Genomic DNA, 20,012 nt, shown 5'->3' on the forward strand with positions numbered 1-20,012 from the left:
CCGAACGCATGGCGGCCAGGCGTTCCAACGAGATGCCAGAAATACCGCGGATCCGGCTCCGCCGGTCCGCCGGTATTGCCCCCTGCAAGGGGGTGGGCGGCTACACGAAGTGAGCCAACCTGGGGGTGTATCAATACTCCCAGAAGATCCGCTGCAGCTCCTTGGTGTCGCTCGTCTTGGTCAGGGCGACCATCGCAAGAATCCGGGCCTTCCCCGGACGCAGGTCGTGCGCCACGACCCAGTCGTACTTGTCGTCGGGCTGCTCGGCATTGCGGATCACGAAGCCGTCCGGCACGCGCGAGCTGCGGATCACGATGATGCCGTCGCTGCGCACCTTCTGCAGGTTGGCCACGTTGCGGTCCGCCACCGATCCATTGCCGGTGCCGGCATAGACCAGGGCCTTGATACCGCTCTTGGCCAATGCGTCGACGGCCGTCGTCGGCACGTTCTGGTAGCCATAGGCGATGTCGACCGCCGGCAGCGCGGTGATCTGGTCGATGTCGAACTCCGACTGCATCGTGTGGCGCTTCACCGGCGCGCGGAACCAGTAGTTGCGGCCCTCGACGATCATCCCCAGCGCACCCCATTGGCTCTTGAACGCTTCGGTCTTGATGTTGACTGTCTTGTTGACGTCGCGCCCGGTGTGAATCTCGTCGTTCATCACCACAAGCACGCCTTTGCCGGCGGCATCCTTGCTGGCCGCGACATTCACTGCGTCGAACAGGTTCAACGCGCCATCGGCCGACAGGGCGGTGCCGGGACGCATCGACCCGACCACGACGATGGGCTTGGGCGTATGCACCGTGAGTGTCAGGAAGAAGGCCGTTTCCTCGATCGTGTCGGTGCCGTGCGTGATCACGATCCCGTCGACGTCGGCCTGCTTCGACAGCGCGGAGACGCGCTTGGCGAGAGTCAGCAGGTTGTCGTTGGTCAGGCTTTCGGACGCGATCTGGAACACCTGTTCGCCGCGCACGTTGGCCACCTTGGAGAGCTCGGGCAAGCCGGCGAGAAGCTTGTCAACGGGCACCTTGGCAGCCGCGTAGGTGGCGCTGTTGACAGCCGATGCACCGGCGCCGGCGATGGTGCCGCCGGTCGCAAGGACGACGACGTTGGGCAAGGCCGTCTGCGCATGCGCGATGGCGCTGGCAGCGAGCAGCGCAGCCGCGCCCGCGAAAGCACGAAATCGGGAGGCGAAGTACATAGGAGCTCCTTTTGATGGTTGTGCTGTGAAGCGGCGAGACGATATCGAAACCGCGCCCCAACGGCACACTCGCTCGATGCCAAGCACGCATGCCGTCATGCGGGCGTCACGAAGCATGCGACGGGGACCGGATTCGGGCAAGCGCTACCATCAACGGCGACATCTCTCGATTCAAGCGATGACGACCGACTCCTCCATTTCCGTGACCGACCAGATGCCGGCGCCGAACGGCCCGCTGTCGCGGGCACGGGCGCGGGCACGTCCGGGGCGCGAACGCATCATGGCGGCGATCCGCGCGGCGGCCATCGCCGAATTCAGCCTGCACGGGCTCAAGGGCACGTCAACGCAGGCGATCGCGGCGCGCGCCGGGCTGACCAAGCCCCAACTGCACTACTACATCCCCGGCAAGGAAGAGTTGTACGAAGAGCTGCTGATGCAGGTCCTGCACGACTGGAAAGTGGTCTTCTCCTTCGAGGACCGTTCGGGCGACCCCGGTGCGGTGCTGGGCGACTACATCCGCAAGAAGCTCGACCACGCCTTCGACAACCCGGAAATCTCGCGCATCTTCACGCGCGAGGTGCTCGACGGCGGCCACAACCTGGAGCGCTACTGGCCCAACGCACGGGCCTGGACGCAGAAGAAAGTAGACATCATCAACGGCTGGATCGCGCGCGGGCTGATGCGGCCGCTGGATGCGCGGCTGCTCCTGATGCACATCTGGGCCATGACCCAGAGCTATGCCGACTACGCGCTGCAGACGCGCGTCATGCTGGGCCTGCCGTCCGACGCGCAGATCGACCGCGAGCCGATCGCGCGCGAACTGGTCGCCTTCGTGACCCACGGCTGCGGCATCAGGACGCCGTAGCCGTCGAAGGCTTCGGCCCCGCGGCTACTCGCCGCTCGCGGTCGAAGCGCTTGGCGGGTTGGCTGACGCGACGGGAGGCGCCACCTGCGATTCGAGGACTTCGGTCGGATGAACGCCAGTGTTGGCGCGGGTAGCCTCGGCTTGAACCTGATTGCGGTCGGCGCCGGCCACTGGCGGCGCCGCCTGCGATTCGAGCACCTCGGTCGGATGAACGCCGGTGTTGGCCCGCACTGCGTCTGCCGCCACCGCATCGCGCGACATGGTCGAGTGCGACATCTGCGGATAGTCGGGGTCGGCGTACCCGCCTGCATGCGCGAACGAGGCCAGCACGAGCGCCGGCACGGCGGCGGCGCACAGGGTAACGATATGAACCTTCATGAGAGTCTCCTTGAGTGACGACGTTTCACTCTAGGGCGCGCCAATTACCGCCCTCTGAGGACTCGCTTAGCGCCGCGTGAGAAAGGATTCTTCCCGCTTTTGGTGCGGAGGCTTTGGCACGTCGCTTGCATAACCTGACCACTTGCTCTGATTAAGCGGTCAACACACCATGCGAGTGCTCGTCGTCTACTGCCATCCTGTCGAAACCAGCTTTCATGCGGCGCTGCACCAGGAGGTGCTGCGCAACCTGCGGGCCGCCGGCCATGAGGTGGACGACTGCGACCTCTATGCCGAGGGCTTCGATCCTGTGCTCTCGCGGGAAGAGCGCCTCGGCTACCACGACGTGCCGAGCAACCAGATCCCGTTGAAGCCACACATCCAGCGGCTCCAGTGGGCCGAGGCCATCGTGTTCTGCTTTCCGACCTGGTGCTTCGGGCTGCCGGCCATGCTCAAGGGCTACTTCGACCGCCTCTTCATGCCCGGCGTGGCCTTCGACCTGAGCGACCCGGCGAACGTGAAGCCGATGCTGACCCACATCCAGCGCATCTCCGCCGTCGTCACCTACGGCCGCCCACGCTGGGTCGCCTGGTACATGGGCGACCCGCCACGCAAGATCGTGACGCGCTACATGCGCCGCCTGACCGGCAAGCAGGCGCGCGTCGACTACCACGCCCACTACCACATGAACGTGGCGACCGAGCCCCAACTGAAGCGCTTCATGCACCGCGTCGGACGTGCGATGGCGCGCTTTGCCTGATCGCCTCCCCATTCACAGGACCTCACCATGCTCCACGGCTACATCCCGCCCCATCGCTTCCTGCCCTACCTGAGCTGGACCGAAATCGACGCGCTGCCCGATCGTGAAAACACCGTGATCGTGCTGCCCTGCGGCGCGATCGAGCAGCACGGACCGCACCTGCCTTGCTCGGTCGACAGCGTCATCTCCTCCGGCGTGATGGGCAAGGCGCTCGAACGACTTCCGCCCGAAGTGCGAGCCTTTGCATTGCCGACCATCACCTATGGCAAGTCGGAAGAGCACCTGCACTTCCCCGGCACGATGACGCTGACCGGCACGACGCTGCTGTCGACAGTGATCGAGATCGGCGAGTCCGTCTACCGCTCGGGCTTTCGCAAGCTGCTCTTCGCCAATGGACACGGAGGCCAGCCGCAGGTGCTTGAAATGGCGGCGCGCGAACTGCGGCTGCGGCATGGCGATTTTGTCGTCGTGCCGCATGGCGTGTCGCGCCTGCCGAGCGCGGCAAGCAAGCAGGTCAGCGAGCAGGAAAAGCGCCTCGCCATGCACGCCGGCCACTCCGAGACCGCGCTGATGCTCGCGCTCGCGCCCGATACGGTGCACATGGAATATGCCGCCGCCAACTTTCCGCCGCCCTTCCCGATCAAGCTGCTATCGCCCGACGGCCGGCCGGCCTGCGCCTGGACCGCGCGCGACTTCGGTCCCAGCGGCGTGATCGGCGACCCCACCAGCGCCACGCGCGAACAGGGCGAGGAGATCCTCGACACCTTGGCCGACAGCTGGGTTCAGGCGCTGACCGAGCTGTTCGCGCTGCGCTGGGTCGTGCGCGACGAACCCACCTGGGGACGCGGCCACGAACAGGGTTTCATCCAGACGCGACAGGCCCTCTCCGGCCTCACGGACTGAGGCGCGCTCCTTGCACCGGTCCGCCGCAATTTCCAATTTTCTCCATCCCAAGGTCTTCACCATGCGCCAACACTTCGCTCCACTTCTCGGCCGTCTTGCCGCAGCAGCCACGCTCGCCGTCGCCGCGACCGCTCCCGCCCACGCGGAGGACAAGTTCATCTACATGACCAACTGGTACGCGCAGGCCGAACATGGCGGCTTCTACCAGGCGGTCGCGCAGGGCATCTACAAGAAGTACGGCCTGGACGTGACGATCAAGATGGGTGGCCCGCAGGTCAACATCACGCAGATGATGGCGGCCGGCCAGGCCGACTGCATCATGGGATCGAGCGACATCCAGATGATGCAGGTGCGCGAAGGCGGCGTGCCGGTGGTCAACGTCGCGGCCTTCTTCCAGAAGGATCCGCAGGTGCTGATCGCGCACGACGACGTCAAGAAGTTCGAGGACCTCAAGGGCAAGACGCTGCTGATCGGTGCGCAGGCCAATCGCGGCTACTGGCCTTGGCTGAAGGCGAAGTTCGGCTTCACCGACGAACAGACGCGGCCCTACACCTTCAACATCCAGCCCTTCGTCGCCGACAAGAACGCGGCGCAGCAGGGCTACCTCACCTCCGAGCCCTATGCGATCCAGAAGGCGGGAGTGAAGAGCACGGTACTGATGTTCAGCGACTTTGGCTTCCCGTCCTATGCGACCACCGTGTCGTGCATGGACAAGACGGTCAAGGAACGCGGCAAGCAGGTCGCAGCCTTCGTGAAGGCATCGGCCGAGGGCTGGAAGAGCTATCTCACCGATCCGGCGCCGGCCAACGCGTTGATCAAGAAAGACAACCCCAACATGACCGACGACCAGCTGGCCTACAGCGTGGCCAAGCTCAAGGAGATGGGCATGGTGACCGGCGGCGACGCGGCGACGCAAGGCATCGGCGTGATCACCGATGCACGCACCAAGGCGAGCTACGACTTCCTGGTCACGGCCAAGCTGCTCGATCCCGCCAAGGTTGACATCGCCAAGACCTACACCACCGAGTTCGTGAAGGACGCGAAGGTTCTGCCCTGAAACACCGGAGGCCTCGGCCTCCCTCGAAAGGCTCTGATGACTCAATACGAATCCGCCGACTACACGCTGCCACTGCGACCTACTTCTGCAATCCCGGCGGTCGAAGTGTTGTCGGCCGAGAAGACTTATCCGAACGGCACGCAAGCGTTGCTCCCTGTCGACCTGACCATCGCTGAAGGCGAATTCGTCACTCTGCTCGGCCCGTCGGGCTGCGGCAAGAGCACGCTGCTGAAGATGGTGGCCGGAATGCTGGACCCGACCGACGGCCGACTGCGTGTCTGGCGCAAGCCGGTGGCGCAGATCGACGAGAGCGGCCGCCGGATGGCCTTCGTGTTCCAGTCGCCCACGCTGATGCCGTGGGCCAGCGTGCGCACCAATGTGCGGCTGCCGCTCGACTTGGCCGGCGTGCCCCGGAAAGAGGCCGATTCGCGGGTCGCGGAAGCGCTCGAACTGGTGGGCCTGGACAAGTTCGCCTCCGCATTGCCGCGTGCGCTGTCCGGCGGCATGCAGATGCGCGTATCGATCGCTCGCGGCCTGGTGACCCAGCCCGATCTGCTGTTGATGGACGAGCCCTTCGGCGCGCTCGACGAAATCACGCGCCACAAGCTCGATGCCGAGTTGCTCGACCTGTGGCGCGAGAAGAAGCTGACGGTGATCTTCGTCACGCACTCGATCCACGAGGCGGTGTTTCTCTCGTCCCGCGTGATCATGATGGCGGCCCGGCCCGGCCGCGTGGTGGAGGAATTCCAGATCGCCGAGCCCTATCCGCGCACCGCCGACTTCATGGTCTCGCCGCAATTCAGCCGCTACGCCAAGAAGTTGCAGGACAGTCTGCTGCGGGCGAGCAGCGCAACCGACGAGGTGGCTGCATGAGCGCGCTCGCCCCCACGAGTCCGAAGCCCGCTTCGCAGGGTCCGTCGAGTCACGCATCTCCGATGGCCGCAAGGAAGCGCCCCATCCCGCAAACCCCGATCGAGCCACGCGTGAAGCGAATGCCGCTCCTGGAACGGCCGCGCGTCCAGCGCGTCGCTTACCCCCTGCTGGTCGGGATGGTGCTGGTCGCCATCTGGCAAGGTCTGGTCACCGCGATGGAACTGCCGCCCTACCTGGTGCCATCGCCCTATCTGATGATGCAAACGCTGATCACCGACTGGGTGCCGCTGGGCATGGCGCTGCTGGTCACGCTCAAGATCACGGTGCTGTCCTTCGCAGTGGCGACGATCGCGGGTGTGTTGATCTCCTTCCTCTTCGTGCAGAGCAAGTTGATCGAGACCGCCCTCTTTCCGTACGCGGTGCTTCTGCAGGTGACGCCGATCGTCGCGGTGGCGCCACTCATCATCATCTGGGTCAAGAACCCGACAGCCGCCATGGTGGTGTGCGCGGCGCTGGTGGCCCTGTTTCCCATCATCAGCAACACCACGCTCGGCCTGCGCAGCATCGAGCCCGATCTGCAGAGCTACTTCAAGCTGAACCATGCCACGCGCTGGCAGCAACTGGTGCGGCTTCGCATCCCGAGCGCGCTGCCGTACTTCTTCGGCGGCCTGCGGATCTCCAGCGGCCTTGCGCTGATCGGCGCCGTGGTGGCGGAGTTCGTCGCGGGCACGGGGGGACAGGGCGCCGGGCTGGCTTACCAGATCCTGCAGTCGGGCTTCCAGCTCAACATCCCGCGCATGTTCGCCGCATTGCTGTTGATTTCATTGACCGGCGTCGTGCTCTTCGTGCTGATGGCGTGGCTCACCAAACTGGCGCTCGGCTCCTGGCACGCCAGCGAACTTTCCCAGGATTGACTCTCGATGAATGCCCCCATGACCCCGATCGAGCGACTGCACCTCGAACTCCCCGAACTGGACTGGATCACCGACCCCGGCCGCATCGCGCGGCTGTCGCAGGACTTCGCCTGGTTCAGCCCCGTGCTCAATCGGCAACTCAAAGACAAGCGGGCGGATGCCGTCGTGCGTCCGCGAACCGAGGATGAAATCCGCGCACTGGTGAGCGCCTGCGCCCGCCTTGGCGTGCCGATCACTATCCGTGGCAGCGGCACCGGGAACTACGGGCAGACCACGCCGCTAGCAGGCGGCGTGGTGCTCGACATGACGAGCTACAACGCCGTGCAATGGGTGCAGCCGGGCGTCGCGCGAGCGCAAGCCGGCATACGGCTCGGCGAACTCGAGAAACTCACCAAGGCCGCCGGGCAGGAACTGCGCTGCATGCCCTCGACCTATCGCAGCGCGACACTCGGCGGCCTGTTCGGTGGTGGCTTTGGCGGCGTGGGCTCGATCAACTACGGGCCGCTCGGCGCTCCGGGCAATGTGATGGGGCTGCGCGCGATGACGATCGAGCCCGATCCTCGGATCATCGAGTTGCGCGGGGCCGAGGCCATGCACATGCACCACCTGTGGGGCACCAATGGACTGGTACTCGAACTCGAAGTGGCGCTCGCGCCGGCTCATCCTTGGCTCGAAAGCCTCGTGGTCTTCGATGCGTTCAACAAGGCGCTGAACTTCGCGGATGCACTCGCACATGCGCCGGGCATCGTCAAACGAGAAGTGGCCTTCTTTGCGAGCCCCGTACCCGACCATCTCGCACAACTCGCCGAGCATCTGCCGAAGGGTTGCCACGCAGTACTGTCACTGGTGGCCGAATCGTCGGAGGAAACGCTGCAGGAACTGGTGGCGTCGCACGGCGGCACGATGAGCTACCGAAAGACCGCGGAGGAAGTGCGAAAGAGCAATCGCACGCTGATGGAATTCACGTGGAATCACACCACGCTGCATGCGCTCAAGGTCGACAAGACGCTGACTTACCTGCAGAGCAGCTTCGTCCCCGGCCAGCACGTGCAGCAGATCACCGCGATGGAGCAGTTGTTCGCCGGCGAAGTGCTGATGCATGTGGAGTTCCTGCGCGGACTCGACGGGCGGATCACCTGCAGCGCACTGCAGCTCGTGCGCTTCACGACGGAAGAGCGGCTCGATGAAATCATTCGCATGCACCGCGAGCGCGGCGTGCGCATCAACAACCCGCACGTCTTCATCGTCGAGGATGGAAAGGCTGGCGGCGCCTTGCCGCCGGAGATCATCGAGATGAAGAAGCGCTTCGACCCGCAGGGCCTGCTGAATCCGGGGAAGCTGCGCGACTGGCCCGTCAAGCCTTGACGTCATGCACCTGGCCGCGGCGGCGCAAGACCAGTGTCGCGACGGTGACCAGCAGCGCAAGACCCCAAAGCGGCCAGAGTCCGAAGCGGGACACCCAGAAGGCGTAGGGCGTGATGCCGACGCGGCCTTCGACTTCGGCCTCCAGCACGCCGCGGGTCAACCGCGGCAACTGGTGCGTCACGCGGCCGCGATGGTCGATGACAGCCGTAGCGCCCGTGTTGGTCGCCCGCACCATCGGCCGCTGGAATTCGAGCGCCCGCATGCGGGAAATCGCCAAGTGCTGGTCGATCGCGATCGAATCGCCGAACCATGCGATGTTGCTCACGTTGAGCAGGATGGTGGGTGCGTTGGCTTCGTTGCGGAAGTTCGCGCCGATCTCGTCGCCGAACAAATCCTCGTAGCAGATGTTGGGCGCGATGCGCTGGCCCTGCCACACGAAAGGCGCCTGTGCGAGCCCGCCGCTTTGGAAGTCGCCCAAGGGAATGTTCATCATGTTCGTGAACCAGCGGAACAAGCCGGGGATGAACTCGCCAAAGGGCACGAGGTGATGCTTGTCGTAGCGATAGGGCTTTGCTTCGCCGGGGCGAAAGCCGATCACCGAATTGCTGTACACGTTGCCGTCGCCCAATGGGAGTCCCACGATGGCCGCCTGATTGCCACTCGCATAACGTGACGCGATCGCCTCCAGGTAACCCGGCGGCATTTGCGACGGCAACAGCGGGAGTGCGGTTTCGGGCGTGATCACCAGCGGCGCCGTGGCGCGCTGCAATTGATCGCCGTACCAACGCAAGGCCGTCGCGACACCGCCGCCGGGGATGAATTTTTCGTCTTGAGGAATGTTGCCCTGAAGCAGCGCAATCCTCAGGCGCCCATGCGAGCGGGCCGCATCATCGGCTGGCTCACCGCGCACTGCGTTGATGAGCGCCGGGACGCAAAGCAGGACCAGCGCAATCCCGGTTGCCACGGCGAAAGGCCGCCCTCGTGCGCGGCGGAAGGCCAATGCCGTCAACGCGGCGATGCCGGCCGCGACAGCGCCAATGCCGTATACGCCGATCCATGGCGCATAGACAGCGAGCGGCCCGTCGACGTGTGCATAGCCGCCGGCGCCCCATGGAAAGCCGGTGAACCAACTGCCGCGCAACAGCTCCGCGAGGGTCCACATTGCTGCGAAGAATGCAGCGGCACCCAAAGAATTTTTCGGAGCGAAGGCCACGAACAAGGCGCACGCCAGGACGTAGTACAGCGCCAACGCGGCTGAAAGAGCGAACACAGCCGTCGCGGCAAGCGGCGCTGCCAGTCCGCCATAGGTGTGCATCGAAATGAAGAGCCACCAGAAGGTGCCGCAAAGCCAGGCGGTCGTGAACACCCAGCCGTAACCCGCGCCGTTGCGCCACGGGATGTCCTTGCCGGTGGCGGGACGCAGTGCATCCAGTTGCCACACCAGCGCAGCCAGCGAGATCAGCTGAAGCCACCACAGCGGCTGGCCGTCCCACGGCGCAGCAATGGAGGCAGCCTGGGCGAGACCCGCAAGCCCGAAGCCCAGCGCGCGAACCAGCGTTTTCAATCGGCCGCGTCTTCGCCGCGCTTGGGCGAGACCTTGAACCAGCGCACTGCGCCACCCTTCGTGTGCAGGACGACGAAATCGAAGGTGCCGAGCGCGTAGTGCTCGCCACGTTTGGGTACGTGGCCCATCTCGTGGGCGATCAGTCCGCCGATCGTGTCGAAGTCCTCGCTCTGCGTCTCGTCGTCGAAGGTGATGCCGAAGGCTTCCGCCACGCGCTCGATCGGTGTGTCGCCGGACACCCGGTAGGTGTGATCCGCAAGGCCGAAGATGTCGCCCTCGTCTTCCGGAATATCGAACTCGTCCTCGATCTCGCCGACGATCTGCTCGAGCACGTCCTCGATCGTGATCAGGCCGGCCACGCGACCAAATTCGTCGATCACGACGGCAAGATGGTTGCGATTGCCGCGGAACTCGCGAAGCAGATCGTTCAAACCCTTGCTCTCGGGCACGAAGGTCGCGGGACGCAGCAGCGCACGGATGTTCAGGCCCGGTGCACGCTGGAGCTTGAGAAGGTCCTTCGCCAGAAGGATGCCGATGATGTTTTCCTTCTCGCCCTCATAGACCGGAAAGCGCGAGTGCGCCGTGTCGATGACCAGATGCAGCAGCGCGTCGTACGGCGCGTCGATGTTGACGAGGTCCATCCGGGGCGCAGCCACCATCACATCCCCGGCCGTCATGTCGGCCATGCGAAGCACGCCTTCGAGCATCACGCGCGACTCGGCACCGATGACGTCGTTGTCCTCGGCGTCGGCAAGCGTTTCGATCAGCTCGTCGCGCGAGTCGGGCCCGGGGTTGATGAATTCGACGAGCTTCTGGAAAAAGCTGCGCTTGTCTTCGCGTTCGGCGGGCGAGCGTTCAGGGTGAGGATCGGCCACTGCAGGAGGGCAGAGTTAGGGAATGGCAAGGATAACGGAAAGCTACCGCCCGCCCCAAGGACGCCCATCGGCGATTCAGGGCGCGGAGCGATCGCGCGCGGCGCGCACGCCGCTGCGGATTTCCTGCAGTTCGGCGAGGAAGGCCCAGAACTGCTTGGCGCGCGTCTTGAGCTGGAAGTCGACTTGGGCGTAGTGCTGCAGTGCGATTTCGCTCATGCGGCTGTCGAAGGTCGCCGGCGGCAATTCGAGATGCGCCTCGGACTCCGACCCGCTGCGCACGACTGAGGCGCCCGCGCTGCGCGCGATCTTCAGCATGGCGGCGTTCTCGCTCAGCGCGTGAATGAACAACATGCCCACGCCTTCGTTGCGGGCGGCCACGACGGCGCGTTCGAACAGTCGCGCACCGTAGCCGCGGCCGCGCGCGTGCTCGGCGACCGACACGCCGAATTCGGCGCAATCCTGCTGCTGTTCCGCAGGCGCAAATGCGAGATGGGCCATTGCGATCAGGTCGAGACGGCGGTTGTAGATGCCGAAGATGTCGTCGCGCTCGAAGTCGAGGCTGTCGACATAGCGTTGGATCTGTTCATCGGACGCCGCGTAGCCGAAGCGCAAATAGCGATCGTGCGGGCCGAGTGCAAGCAAGTGCTGCGCGATGCGATCGCGCTCGCGCGGACCGATCGAACGGATCGGCACCATCACTGGAGCAGACGTGGCCGTCCGCGGTTGCGCCTCAACCATGGGCGCTTTCAAGAACGAGCCGACGCCGAGTGAGGCTTTGAGGAGGGCCTTGGCGGTATGCATTCATCAAATATAAGGGTTTTCCCTAGATGCACAAGGCCGTAAAGTCTCTTGGGCGTCTCTTTGGTGAACAAGTACCAATATTCCGAGAAAAGTATGTGTGCACTTACCTGTCAAACAGGTACCGCTGTTGTTGCCTTGACGCGATCCAGCACGAAACTGGTCTTGCAATCTTGCACGCTGGGATGCTTGAGCAGGGTGTCCATGATGAAGCGGCTGTAGTGGGCCATGTCCGCCACGACGACGCGTAGGAGGTAGTCCATTTCGCCGGTCAAGGCGGCGCACTCGACGACTTCCGGCCAAGTTTGCACGCTTGCCCGGAACAAGTCCATCGGGTTCCGCTTGTGGCTTTCCGTGTGTTTCTCGAGGCGCACGTTCAGGTACGCAGTCAGGCCCAGGCCCACGGCTTCGGGCTTCACCAGCGCGACATAGCGGTCGATGACGCGCGCCTCTTCCAGGCGCTTGACGCGGCGCAGCACCGCGCTGGCAGAGAGGCTGACCTGCTCTGCCAATTGGTCATAGGTAGCCCGCCCGTCGGTCTGAAGGGTGCGCAGGATGTGGCGATCGATCTTGTCAAGTGCGTCCATTCTGCAATTTTTGCAGTTTTCCTGCGCCACATGGCAAGAGCAGGCGCAATAACGCCGAAATCGTGATCGCCCGCGCTCTTACAGTTCAACACGGACGCAGCGAATTCGCAGCGACACACTGATCCCCCTCCCCGAACCTATCCGGAGACAGCGCCATGAGCACCGCCGAAACCACCGCCTTCACGCCTTGGGAAAACCCAATGGGTACCGACGGCTTCGAATTCATCGAATATGCCGCCCCCGATCCGGCCGCGATGGGCAAAGTCTTCGAGCAGATGGGCTTCCGGCCCATCGCCAAGCACCGCCACAAGAACGTACTCCTGTATCGCCAAGGCACGATCAACTTCATCATCAACTCGGAGCCGGATTCGTTTGCCCAGCGCTTTGCCCGCCAGCATGGCCCGAGCATCTGTGCAATCGCGTTCCGCGTGCAGGATGCAAAAGCGGCCTACGAGCGCGCGATTTCGCTCGGCGCCTGGGGATTCGCGCCGGGCGCCGGCCCGGGCGAGCTGAACATCCCGGCCATCAAGGGGATCGGCGACAGCCTGATCTACTTCGTCGACCGCTGGCGCGGCAAGAACGGCGCGCAGCCCGGCGACATCGGCAACATTGGCTTCTACGACGTGGACTTCGAAGCGCTGCCAGGCCTGACTGCCGTCGAGGCGCTCGCCCCGGAAGGCCACGGACTTACCTACATCGATCACCTGACGCACAACGTGCATCGCGGGCGCCTGAAGGAATGGGCCGACTTCTACGAGCGACTCTTCAACTTCCGCGAAATCCGCTACTTCGACATCGAAGGACAGGTCACCGGCGTGAAGAGCAAGGCCATGACCAGCCCCTGCGGCAAGATCCGCATCCCGATCAACGAGGAAGGCAACGAGAAGGCCGGTCAGATCCAGGAGTACCTGGACAGCTATCACGGCGAAGGCATCCAGCACATTGCGATGGGCTCGCGCGATCTGGCGCATTCGGTCGACGCATTGCGCGCCTCTGGCGTCAAACTGCTGGACACCATCGATACCTACTACGAACTGGTCGACAAGCGCATCCCGGGCCATGGCGAGGATCTGGCCGCGCTCAAGCAGCGCAAGATCCTGATCGACGGCAAGAAGGGCGCGCTGCTGCTGCAGATCTTCAGTGAAAACCAACTCGGGCCGATCTTCTTCGAGTTCATCCAGCGCAAGGGCGACGATGGATTCGGTGAAGGCAATTTCAAGGCCTTGTTCGAAAGCATCGAACTCGATCAGATGCGGCGCGGCGTACTCGCCGCAGCACAATAAACGCTCCTACCTTTTACTGGAGCTTCGCATGCGCCTGACGTCTTCGCTTCGTTCATCCCTCTGCATGGCGGCTGCGGCATTGACCTTAGGTGGGTGCGCCATGCCTGCACGACAGGCCGATGCGCTCTCGCGTCTCGATGCCGTACAGAAATCCGGCGTTGTCCGCGTCTGCACGCCGGGTGACTACAAGCCCTTCAGCTTCCAGAAGACGGACGCAAGCTACGAGGGTATCGACGTTGACCTGGTGACGGCATTCAGCAACAGCCTCAACGCCAAGCCGGAGTGGATCAAGACGACCTGGGCCAACCTGTTGCCCGATCTCGCCGCCGGCAAATGCGATATCGCGGTGGGCGGCGTTTCGGTGACCACCGAGCGTCAGAAGCGCGCCTTCTTCAGTGCGCCGTACATGGTCAACGGGAAGACCCCGATCGCACGTTGCGCCGACGCGGCCAAGTACCAGACCGTCGCCCAGATCGATCGGCCCGAAGTGCGGGTCATCTTCAATCCGGGCGGCAGCAACGAGCGCTTCGCACGCGCCAATTTCAAGAACGCCAAGCTCACGCAGCATGGCGAGAACGTGACGATCTTCGACGAGATCCTCGCCAATCGCGCAGACGTCTTCGTGACCGAATCGGCCGAAGCCATCACGCAACAGAAACTCAAACCCGGCCTGTGCGCCATCAACCCCGACAAGCCCCTGCAGTACGGCGAGATGGCCTGGATGCTGCCGCGCGACGACGTCGCCTTCAAGGCCTACGTCGACCAGTGGCTGCATCTTTCGGTGGCTGGCGGTGAGTTTCAGCGGGTGACGGATCACTGGCTCAAGTAATCAAGCAATGGAGCTTTTCATGGACCCCGCCACTGCGACTTTGGTCGCGCCCGCCGTCTACGGCGAATCCGAGCGTCCGCCGCGCGGCGACTATTCGCGCGGGGGCGCAGTCCTTGCCGACTACACATGCCCGCAGGATTGGGCCAGCTACACGGTGGCCGATCACGACACGTACCGCCGACTCTACGAACGCCAGGCTGCACAGCTTCCAGGGCTGGCTTGCGACGCGTTCATCGCATCGCTGCCTTCTTTGGGCGTCAAGGATCGCATTCCCCGTTTCGACGAGATCAACGAGCGGCTGTACAAAGCGACCCGCTGGGAGATCGTCGCAGTGCCGGGACTGATCCCCGAACTGCCCTTCTTCACGCTGCTCGCCAACCGGAAATTCCCGGTGACAGACTGGATCCGCAAGCCCGAGGAGTTCAACTACATCGTCGAACCCGATGTCTTCCATGATCTGTTCGGCCACGTCCCGATGTTGTTCGATCCCACCTTTGCCGATTACGTCCAGCGCTATGGTCAAGGCGGCATCAAGGCGCACGAGCTCGGTGCCGGAGAGAAGCTGGCACGCCTCTATTGGTACACGGTGGAATTCGGCTTGATCCGCCAACCAGACGGCTTGCGCGCTTACGGTGCGGGCATCCTGAGTTCAGTGGGCGAACTCCAGCATGCGGTGCGAAGCGCGGCGCCGCGCCGCCTGCCAATCGACCTGCTGCGCGCAATGCGATCGCGCTACAAGATCGATAGCTATCAAAGCACGTATTTCGTCATCGAAAGCTTCGCCCAGTTATTCGACCTCACCGCACCGGACTTCACGCCGCTGTATCGCCAACTGGAGACCCAGCCGGATATCGAGGCCGGCCTTTTGCTGCCGGGCGAGACTCAGATCAGTCTCTGAACAGGCGGCCCGACGTGGAGCCTTGGCGATCAATCGAGCAAAGCCAAGGTTTTGCGCCTGAGGAGCTCGTCAAAGGCCATCTCAACATGACCGCGCCCAGGAACGAGGCGGTTGTCGGCTCCCGGCATCGTGGCGACCGACGCCGGAAAGACGATGTTGTCGCAGTTCGAATGCCAACATGTGAACGGCACCTGCCGCGCGCTTGCTCGTTCGCAGTCGATCTTCTTCAGCCACTCGCTGCCCATGCGCATCTCCCGGCCGTTCGCCGTGCGGCCGAACCGAGCAAGCCACGTACCTTGATGTGGCGTGGCAATCGTGACGATGCGATACACCCGAGTGCCATCTGCATCACGTAGCCAGGCTCGTGCCGCAAGGCCGCCCATGCTGTGGCAGATCAGGAGAGGCGGACGCCCGGTGGCGGCGGTTACTCTGACTACCGCCTCATCGACGATCTTCGCGTAGTTGTCGATCGAGCCGAAGGCGGGCTCGAGATTGACTGCGGCGAAAGCGTGCCCACTCGCGCGCAGTTGGCGCAGCCACGGGTTCCAGAAGCCACGGTTACAGACGAACCCATGGACCAGGACGGCGCCGCGGCGTGGATCGGGTCTCAAATTATCGGGGATCGAGCGCCATCGAAAAGGCTGCTGCCAGCAGAAGACACGCGGCGCAGCCCAACATTCCGCGAACCAAGCGGTCACGTACAGCATCGCGCTGGCCCGAGGAATCGAGTCCGCCACACCCACGCGATAGCTCGCGATGAATTCGGCAGCCAGGAAACATGCATGGCCGAAGATCAAAACACAGAGTCCAACAATGGCGATGGCGGGCGAATGCGCCCACCAAACGGTCGTCCACAGGATAGTAACGATGAGCCACCCCAACACCAACCAACGCTGTAGACGGGCAATCATGGGCGCAACTATCGCATGCGCGACAAGGGCGATCGCCCCTAGGGCCGGCAACAGGCCCGAGGTGGCTTCGACAATCCACGCCAAACGAGGTCGCATGAAGACCACTGTGCGACAGAACTACCCATGGGCGGGCCGCACGAAATCCATCCTGAGCAATATCGGGACCTGGGAAAACTGTTCGACTGATCGCAGACGATCAGGGTATGGCTGCAGGCACGCGGCCTGGACGCAGAACGCACGCGATCATGCTCGCCAACGTTCCGCAGTTTCCGACGACGATGCGCAGGGTGCTCAAAGCAGGACATAACTGCGTCAACGTCAACCCGCTCTACACGGTGCGTGAACTCGAGCACCAGTTGAGCGATTCGTGCGGGACCGCCATTGTCTGTTGGCGCCGGCCGAAAATTGACCCCCGGCGGGTCAAAGCTCAATCGGCGCCGACAGGTGCGTCGCTTCTTCGTAAGCGTGGCCTCAAGGCCCTCTGGCGAGATCTGGCGGGTGTGAGCAGGATCGCCTGATCGTGCTCACACTTGGATGTGTGCATTTAACCGGTACGTGCACACATGGACAAGCGAGTCACTTCGGCCAAGGACACCCGGCGCAGGCACAGCGAAGAGCTCAAGCAGGAATTGGTCGATCGCAGGCTCGAACCTGGCGCGTCGGTCGCAGCCATCGCGCAAGAGCATGGCATCAATGCGAGCCTCCTGTTCAACTGGCGCCGGCTTCGCCTGCGCAAGGAGGCTCCGGCAGTCGAGGAAGCAGCGCCTGCGACGCTATTGCCGGTGACGGTACAGGTGGAGCCCGTCACCAAGACCAACAAGGCCATTGCGCCGCGCCCTTCGAGCGGCGTCATCGAGATTGACGTTGGTGCCACACGTGTTCGACTGCGCGGTGCGGTCGACGAAGCCAGCGTGCGCTGCGTGCTGCGCCTGCTGGGTGCCATCGCGTGATTGGCCTTCCCTCGAACACGCGCGTGTGGATCGTGGCGGGCCACACACCGACATGAGGAAGGGCTTCGACGGCTTGGCCGCCATGGTGCAGACGGCACTCACAGCGAACCCGTTCTACGGCCACGTCTTCGTCTTCCGCGGCAAGCGCGGCGACCTCTTGAAGGTGCTGTGGTTTGACGGGCAAGGATTGATGCTGCTGGCCAAGCGCCTCGAGCGCGGCCGCTTCGTCTGGCCGCAGGCCACGTCTGGCGGCATCTCGCTCACGCCGGCGCAACTCTCGATGCTGCTCGAAGGCATCGACTGGCGCATGCCGGTGCGAACGCATGAGCCGTTGCTTGCAGCGTAATCAAGTGCGCCACCACTGTATGAAGAATCCTCCGGTGTAGCACCGATGTTCGACGTGCCGTGCGCGCGGCACAGTGGAGGACGTGACGACGCCGACCAACGACTCCACCACGCCCCACACCGTTGAAGGTTGGCTGCGAGTGGTCGAGGAGAGAGATGCCGAAGTGGTGCTCCTCAAGCTCATGGTCGACAAGCTCAAGCTGCAACTGCTGCGCAGCCTTCGGGCGCGGTTCGGATCATCCAGCGAGCAGCTCGATGACCCTCAAATCGCTCTTCTGGAAGGCGAACCACTGTATGAACACGCGCCGCCGATCGCTGTTGCGGTCGCTGCAGCCAACGCACCTGAGATCGATCGCAAGCTTCCGGCCCATCTGCCGCGCGAGACCCAGGTCTACCGGTCAGAAGCGAGTACCGATCACCATGACGCCAATGGGCAACCGTGCGGTTGCACCGCCTGCGGCGGTCGTCTTCGCCTGATCGGACACGACGTCTCGGAGCAGTTGGAGTACGTGCCCTCACGCTTCAAGGTGATCCGTCATGTGCGGCCCAAGCTCGCGTGCGTTGCTTGCGAAGCGATCTTCCAGGCACCTGCGCCCAGCCGACCGATCGCACGCGGCGTGGCCGGCCCTGGGCTGCTGGCCAACGTGCTGGTGTCCAAGTACTGCGATCACATCCCTTTGCATCGCCTGAGCCGCATCTATGGCCGCGATGGCGTCGTCATCGACTGCTCGACGATGGCTGGTTGGGTGGGCCAGAGCGAGAAGCTGTTCGACCCGCTGGTGGCCGCGCTCGGACGCTACGTGCTGGCCGGCGAGAAGGTGCATGCCGATGACACGCCGGTGGCCGTGCTCGATCCCGGTCGGGGCGCACCAAGACCGGTCGGCTGTGGGTGTACGTGCGCGACGACCGGCCGGCCGCAAACACAGAGCCGCCTGCAGCCTGGTATCGCTACTCGCCCAACCGCAAGGGCGAGCACCCGCAGGCGCATCTCGCAAACTACAGCGGCATCCTTCAAGCCGATGCCTACGGTGGGTACGGCAAGATCTACGCAAGCGGGCAGGTCGTCGAAGCATCTTGTTGGGCTCACGCGCGTCGGCCGTTCTGGGATCTGCATGAGAGCCAGGGCTTCGTGCCCGGCTCGATCGCCGAACAGGCGCTGCAACGCATTGCGGCGCTGTACGCGATCGAAGCCCAGATCCGCGGTCAGCCGCCTGACGTGAGACGCCAGGTGAGACAAGCCCGCGCCGGGCCGTTGCTCGAAGAACTACGTGCCTGGCTCGCGAGCATGCTGGGCAAGGTGTCGAAGAAGTCGGAACTAGCCAAGGCGATCGGCTACTCGCTGACGCGCTGGACATCGCTGACCCGCTACCGTGACGATGGCCGCATCGAGATCGATAACAACGCCGCCGAACGCGCCTTGCGTGGCGTGGCCCTTGGAAGGTCCAACTACCTCTTCATGGGCTCGGATGCCGGAGGCGAGCGGGCCGCGGCGATCTACAGTCTGGTGGAGACGGCCAAGCTGAACGGGCTCGATCCGCAGGCGTACCTGCGCGATGTGCTCGCACGCATCGCCGACCATCCCATCAACCGCATCGACGAGTTGCTCCCGTGGAACATCGGCGGACACCACATTGAGCAACGACTGGCAGCCTGAACCCCACGCGACCAAGCTGCGCAAACGAAGGAAGACGAGAGTGAACCTGCAAGGCACCGACCCGAAGCTGATCGATGCACTCAACCGCGCGAGCAGCCTGGAGCTGTTCAAGCTGAGCACCATCATCGAGCGCCTCTTGGCCGATCCGCGACGGATCATCGCGGTGCGCACGAACATGAACCTGGGGCAGACCGTGCGCTTCCTCGACTGGCGCGACGGTCAGATGCGCAACGGCAAGGTCGTGGCGATGAAGGACACGCAGGTCACGCTGCATGAGGAAGGGACGCGGCGCGAGTGGAAGCTTCCCTATACGGCTGTCGAACCGCCGACCGCAACTGCGCAGCCGACAGCGACCGCAGCACCGCCGAAACCTCCACCGATCAAAGCCTCTCGCAGTGACTTCCGCGGCGGTGAGAAGGTCTCGTTCGACGACAAGTACCTTCAACCCCAGGTGGGCACCGTCGTTCGCATCAACCAGAGAACGGCCACCGTCGACACCGGCGACGGTCACTCATGGCGCGTGCCGTTCCACATGCTTCGCCACGTGCTCGACATCTGATTGCCATCGATCAGACGGCCGTCAAGAGGGTGCTGAGCCCACACTTACACTTCTTCAGCAGTTCGAGCTCCATCTCCGGGTTGATCGGACTCTAGAACTAGGGGGCAGCGCACCTGGGCTCTAAATCGAAATGCTATGAAATCTGGGGGCAGCGCAGGAAAGCCTGTTGCAGGCGGAATAATCGTAAGAGATTCCGAATAAGTTGCTTCCAATGGTCCAATGGCGCCGCCCGCGGGGGGGGACACGACCATCTCCAGCTCTTGGCTACTGCAATTGCAGGATCCTATTAGCCAGAACACCGTTCTGACGTGTGTTGCGCTTTGGTGTTTGGAAACGCAAAAAGCCCAGCCTGATAGGGCTGGGCTTTTTGGGGCTGTAAGAGCCTGACGATGACCTACTTTCACACGGGAACCCGCACTATCATCGGCGCTGAGGCGTTTCACTGT

21 protein-coding genes and 1 pseudogene are annotated in these 20,012 nt (G+C 63.7%); 15 read left to right on the forward strand and 7 right to left on the reverse strand.

Annotated elements, in window-relative coordinates; all coding sequences use genetic code 11:
• Positions 1-130 precede the first annotated feature (130 nt).
• Positions 131-1,201, reverse strand: a complete 1,071-nt coding sequence (locus AC1DN9_RS25760; RefSeq protein ID WP_478104725.1) for an asparaginase — start codon at positions 1,199-1,201, stop codon at positions 131-133.
• Positions 1,202-1,379: 178 nt separating this feature from the next.
• Here AC1DN9_RS25760 and AC1DN9_RS25765 point away from each other — a divergent pair, with 178 nt between their 5' ends.
• Positions 1,380-2,066 carry a TetR family transcriptional regulator C-terminal domain-containing protein gene (locus AC1DN9_RS25765; protein ID WP_478104726.1) on the forward strand — a complete coding sequence of 229 codons (687 nt, stop codon included), beginning with the start codon at positions 1,380-1,382 and terminating at the stop codon, positions 2,064-2,066.
• 24 nt (positions 2,067-2,090) lie between these two features.
• Here AC1DN9_RS25765 and AC1DN9_RS25770 read toward each other — a convergent pair whose 3' ends face one another.
• Positions 2,091-2,444 (reverse strand): hypothetical protein, encoded by a 354-nt coding sequence (locus AC1DN9_RS25770; protein ID WP_478104728.1) that lies wholly within the window; start codon positions 2,442-2,444, stop codon positions 2,091-2,093.
• A gap of 169 nt (positions 2,445-2,613) precedes the next feature.
• Between AC1DN9_RS25770 and AC1DN9_RS25775 the strand changes: the two genes are divergently transcribed.
• The 6 genes from AC1DN9_RS25775 to AC1DN9_RS25800 all read left to right on the forward strand — a co-directional run bounded on the left by AC1DN9_RS25775 (position 2,614) and on the right by AC1DN9_RS25800 (position 8,313).
• Positions 2,614-3,201 (forward strand): NAD(P)H-dependent oxidoreductase, encoded by a 588-nt coding sequence (locus tag AC1DN9_RS25775; RefSeq protein WP_478104729.1) that lies wholly within the window; start codon positions 2,614-2,616, stop codon positions 3,199-3,201.
• Between the two features lie 27 nt (positions 3,202-3,228).
• A complete protein-coding gene (locus AC1DN9_RS25780; RefSeq protein ID WP_478104730.1) occupies positions 3,229-4,104 on the forward strand; it encodes a creatininase family protein in 876 nt (291 codons plus the stop codon).
• Between the two features lie 61 nt (positions 4,105-4,165).
• Positions 4,166-5,161 carry an ABC transporter substrate-binding protein gene (locus AC1DN9_RS25785; protein ID WP_478104732.1) on the forward strand — a complete coding sequence of 332 codons (996 nt, stop codon included), beginning with the start codon at positions 4,166-4,168 and terminating at the stop codon, positions 5,159-5,161.
• Positions 5,162-5,197: 36 nt separating this feature from the next.
• A complete protein-coding gene (locus AC1DN9_RS25790) occupies positions 5,198-6,034 on the forward strand; it encodes an ABC transporter ATP-binding protein (RefSeq protein WP_478104733.1) in 837 nt (278 codons plus the stop codon).
• Positions 6,035-6,153: 119 nt separating this feature from the next.
• Entirely contained in the window at positions 6,154-6,948 is a 795-nt protein-coding gene (locus AC1DN9_RS25795; protein WP_478104754.1) for an ABC transporter permease, read from the forward strand.
• A gap of 6 nt (positions 6,949-6,954) precedes the next feature.
• The gene (locus AC1DN9_RS25800; protein WP_478104734.1) at positions 6,955-8,313 is read left to right on the forward strand and encodes an FAD-binding oxidoreductase; all 1,359 of its coding nucleotides are present in this window, start codon (positions 6,955-6,957) and stop codon (positions 8,311-8,313) included.
• Here the strand turns inward: AC1DN9_RS25800 and lnt are convergent.
• The 4 genes from lnt to AC1DN9_RS25820 form a co-directional block, all read right to left on the reverse strand.
• Positions 8,303-9,877, reverse strand: a complete 1,575-nt coding sequence (gene lnt / locus AC1DN9_RS25805; RefSeq protein WP_478104736.1) for an apolipoprotein N-acyltransferase — start codon at positions 9,875-9,877, stop codon at positions 8,303-8,305. The two genes, AC1DN9_RS25800 and lnt, sit on opposite strands and share 11 nt — an antisense overlap.
• Positions 9,874-10,752 carry an HlyC/CorC family transporter gene (locus AC1DN9_RS25810; RefSeq protein WP_478104737.1) on the reverse strand — a complete coding sequence of 293 codons (879 nt, stop codon included), beginning with the start codon at positions 10,750-10,752 and terminating at the stop codon, positions 9,874-9,876. The genes lnt and AC1DN9_RS25810 overlap by 4 nt, the downstream gene beginning before the upstream one ends.
• A gap of 75 nt (positions 10,753-10,827) precedes the next feature.
• Positions 10,828-11,553 carry an N-acetyltransferase family protein gene (locus AC1DN9_RS25815; protein ID WP_478104738.1) on the reverse strand — a complete coding sequence of 242 codons (726 nt, stop codon included), beginning with the start codon at positions 11,551-11,553 and terminating at the stop codon, positions 10,828-10,830.
• Between the two features lie 110 nt (positions 11,554-11,663).
• A complete protein-coding gene (locus tag AC1DN9_RS25820; protein WP_478104740.1) occupies positions 11,664-12,137 on the reverse strand; it encodes an Lrp/AsnC family transcriptional regulator in 474 nt (157 codons plus the stop codon).
• 155 nt (positions 12,138-12,292) lie between these two features.
• On the opposite strand from AC1DN9_RS25820, the gene hppD reads away from it, so the two are divergent.
• The 3 genes from hppD to phhA are packed head-to-tail and all read left to right on the forward strand — an operon-like array spanning position 12,293 to position 15,147.
• Positions 12,293-13,420 (forward strand): 4-hydroxyphenylpyruvate dioxygenase, encoded by a 1,128-nt coding sequence (gene hppD, locus AC1DN9_RS25825; RefSeq protein ID WP_478104742.1) that lies wholly within the window; start codon positions 12,293-12,295, stop codon positions 13,418-13,420.
• Positions 13,421-13,448: 28 nt separating this feature from the next.
• On the forward strand, positions 13,449-14,249 hold the full coding sequence (locus AC1DN9_RS25830; protein ID WP_478104743.1) for a transporter substrate-binding domain-containing protein: 801 nt from the start codon (positions 13,449-13,451) through the stop codon (positions 14,247-14,249).
• 19 nt (positions 14,250-14,268) lie between these two features.
• Entirely contained in the window at positions 14,269-15,147 is an 879-nt protein-coding gene (gene phhA / locus AC1DN9_RS25835) for a phenylalanine 4-monooxygenase (protein WP_478104745.1), read from the forward strand.
• Between the two features lie 29 nt (positions 15,148-15,176).
• On the opposite strand, the gene AC1DN9_RS25840 is transcribed toward phhA, so the two are convergent.
• Positions 15,177-16,058, reverse strand: coding sequence for an esterase/lipase family protein (locus AC1DN9_RS25840; RefSeq protein ID WP_478104746.1), 882 nt, complete (start codon positions 16,056-16,058; stop codon positions 15,177-15,179).
• 245 nt (positions 16,059-16,303) lie between these two features.
• On the opposite strand from AC1DN9_RS25840, the gene AC1DN9_RS25845 reads away from it, so the two are divergent.
• The 5 genes and pseudogenes from AC1DN9_RS25845 (at position 16,304) to AC1DN9_RS25865 (ending at position 19,566) form a co-directional block, all read left to right on the forward strand.
• Complete coding sequence (locus AC1DN9_RS25845) at positions 16,304-16,576, forward strand: hypothetical protein (protein WP_478104747.1); 273 nt, start codon at positions 16,304-16,306, stop codon at positions 16,574-16,576.
• 45 nt (positions 16,577-16,621) lie between these two features.
• Entirely contained in the window at positions 16,622-17,008 is a 387-nt protein-coding gene (gene tnpA, locus AC1DN9_RS25850) for an IS66-like element accessory protein TnpA (protein ID WP_478104749.1), read from the forward strand.
• Between the two features lie 52 nt (positions 17,009-17,060).
• Positions 17,061-17,354: an IS66 family insertion sequence element accessory protein TnpB gene (gene tnpB, locus AC1DN9_RS25855; protein WP_478104750.1), complete on the forward strand. Its 294-nt coding sequence runs from the start codon at positions 17,061-17,063 to the stop codon at positions 17,352-17,354.
• A gap of 82 nt (positions 17,355-17,436) precedes the next feature.
• Positions 17,437-19,007, forward strand: a pseudogene (tnpC, locus tag AC1DN9_RS25860) (IS66 family transposase).
• Positions 19,008-19,047: 40 nt separating this feature from the next.
• Entirely contained in the window at positions 19,048-19,566 is a 519-nt protein-coding gene (locus AC1DN9_RS25865; RefSeq protein ID WP_478104751.1) for a hypothetical protein, read from the forward strand.
• The last annotated feature ends 446 nt before the right edge of the window (positions 19,567-20,012 follow it).

The organism is Variovorax sp. 05L425, assembly GCF_056397705.1.

Coding starts and splice junctions, on each gene's coding strand:
- AC1DN9_RS25770 (WP_478104728.1), bottom strand. CDS start 2,444: ATGAAGGTTCATATCGTTACCCTGTGCGCCGCCGCCGTGCCGGCGCTC.
- AC1DN9_RS25820 (WP_478104740.1), bottom strand. CDS start 12,137: ATGGACGCACTTGACAAGATCGATCGCCACATCCTGCGCACCCTTCAG.
- tnpB (WP_478104750.1), top strand. CDS start 17,061: ATGAGGAAGGGCTTCGACGGCTTGGCCGCCATGGTGCAGACGGCACTC.
- AC1DN9_RS25795 (WP_478104754.1), top strand. CDS start 6,154: ATGCCGCTCCTGGAACGGCCGCGCGTCCAGCGCGTCGCTTACCCCCTG.
- AC1DN9_RS25790 (WP_478104733.1), top strand. CDS start 5,198: ATGACTCAATACGAATCCGCCGACTACACGCTGCCACTGCGACCTACT.
- tnpA (WP_478104749.1), top strand. CDS start 16,622: ATGGACAAGCGAGTCACTTCGGCCAAGGACACCCGGCGCAGGCACAGC.
- AC1DN9_RS25780 (WP_478104730.1), top strand. CDS start 3,229: ATGCTCCACGGCTACATCCCGCCCCATCGCTTCCTGCCCTACCTGAGC.
- AC1DN9_RS25815 (WP_478104738.1), bottom strand. CDS start 11,553: ATGCATACCGCCAAGGCCCTCCTCAAAGCCTCACTCGGCGTCGGCTCG.
- AC1DN9_RS25830 (WP_478104743.1), top strand. CDS start 13,449: ATGCGCCTGACGTCTTCGCTTCGTTCATCCCTCTGCATGGCGGCTGCG.
- hppD (WP_478104742.1), top strand. CDS start 12,293: ATGAGCACCGCCGAAACCACCGCCTTCACGCCTTGGGAAAACCCAATG.
- phhA (WP_478104745.1), top strand. CDS start 14,269: ATGGACCCCGCCACTGCGACTTTGGTCGCGCCCGCCGTCTACGGCGAA.
- AC1DN9_RS25800 (WP_478104734.1), top strand. CDS start 6,955: ATGAATGCCCCCATGACCCCGATCGAGCGACTGCACCTCGAACTCCCC.
- AC1DN9_RS25775 (WP_478104729.1), top strand. CDS start 2,614: ATGCGAGTGCTCGTCGTCTACTGCCATCCTGTCGAAACCAGCTTTCAT.
- AC1DN9_RS25765 (WP_478104726.1), top strand. CDS start 1,380: ATGACGACCGACTCCTCCATTTCCGTGACCGACCAGATGCCGGCGCCG.
- AC1DN9_RS25760 (WP_478104725.1), bottom strand. CDS start 1,201: ATGTACTTCGCCTCCCGATTTCGTGCTTTCGCGGGCGCGGCTGCGCTG.
- AC1DN9_RS25785 (WP_478104732.1), top strand. CDS start 4,166: ATGCGCCAACACTTCGCTCCACTTCTCGGCCGTCTTGCCGCAGCAGCC.
- AC1DN9_RS25845 (WP_478104747.1), top strand. CDS start 16,304: ATGCTCGCCAACGTTCCGCAGTTTCCGACGACGATGCGCAGGGTGCTC.
- AC1DN9_RS25840 (WP_478104746.1), bottom strand. CDS start 16,058: ATGATTGCCCGTCTACAGCGTTGGTTGGTGTTGGGGTGGCTCATCGTT.